Below are 607 nucleotides of genomic sequence, written 5' to 3'. Positions count from 1 at the left end.
GTGTGCCCTTCGTTACTTCTGTAACTTCCTGATTACTCAGGAAGAGCTCTTGGTCTGTCTTCGTATTGCTACGAAGCAGATGCTTTGTTTCTTCTTACTCGTTTTCCTACGTCAAAGAACTTATGAAACCTCGTTCGGCTTCAAAGGTGAAGTGGCCTGTTACCAGATTCACTTCAATAATTTGTATTCTCACCGATGAACACTCATTTAGTGTTACACCTTAATGGTGGAGAATAACGGATTCGAACCGTTGACCCCCTGCGTGCAAGGCAGGTGCTCTAGCCAGCTGAGCTAATCCCCCGTTTCTTGTCCAATTGGCAATCCCAACTGTAGACTGTGGGCCTGCCTGGACTCGAACCAGGGACCTCTACATTATCAGTGTAGCGCTCTAACCACCTGAGCTACAAGCCCGGTTCCTACTCTGCTGCCAGAATAGATCCGATAAAAACGTTGAATAGTGGAAATGACTAATAGGTAATATAGAAGTCGAGCAACGAGGAGGACTCTCTCACGAGTCGGACCGCTCCAGAAAGGAGGTGATCCAGCCGCACCTTCCGGTACGGCTACCTTGTTACGACTTAGCCCCAGTTACTTGTTCTACCCTAAC

2 tRNA genes and 1 rRNA gene are annotated in these 607 nt (G+C 47.9%); all 3 read right to left on the bottom strand.

Annotated features, from left to right (window positions below):
* Positions 1-224: 224 nt before the first annotated feature.
* Positions 225-301, bottom strand: a tRNA-Ala gene (locus E5K02_RS25380).
* Between the two features lie 36 nt (positions 302-337).
* Positions 338-411, bottom strand: a tRNA-Ile gene (locus E5K02_RS25375).
* Positions 412-529: 118 nt separating this feature from the next.
* Positions 530-607 (bottom strand): 16S ribosomal RNA (locus tag E5K02_RS25370); the annotation flags it as partial.

Origin of the sequence: Hymenobacter metallicola (assembly GCF_004745645.1) — a bacterium.
Lineage (GTDB): Bacteria > Bacteroidota > Bacteroidia > Cytophagales > Hymenobacteraceae > Hymenobacter > Hymenobacter metallicola.
Note: the sequence above shows the minus strand (reverse complement) of the source record. Positions and strands in the feature narration are given on the sequence as shown.